Genomic DNA, 277 nt, shown 5'->3' with positions numbered 1-277 from the left:
CATGGCCTGCGCTTTGTCATGACCGACCCGACGCTGGTCCACCCGCTCGAGGACGGCCGGCTGTTTGTCGGCTGGCGCGACCGGGCGCGCACAGCGGCGCAGTTCGACGCCTTCGCCGCCGGCGATGCCGCGCGCTACGACGCGATGTTCGCCTATCTGCAGGATTTCGCCAATCGGCTCGGCATCTCGGTCTTCCGCGAGCCGCCCGATCTGCAGACGCTGGTGAAGAACCTGACCACCGTGGCCGATCAGGAAGCCTTCGGCCGGATCTTCTTCG

At 67.5% G+C, this 277-nt stretch carries 1 protein-coding gene; it reads left to right on the top strand.

What is annotated here, in order from left to right:
* Nucleotides 1-277, top strand: a 277-nt coding sequence (locus VJI77_RS07475) for a hypothetical protein (protein ID WP_323988963.1), incomplete at both ends; no start/stop codon positions are given.

The sequence above is a fragment of the Parvimonas sp. D2 genome (assembly GCF_035282635.1).
GTDB lineage: Bacteria > Bacillota > Clostridia > Tissierellales > Peptoniphilaceae > Parvimonas.
This window is presented reverse-complemented; position numbering and strand designations above follow the sequence as displayed.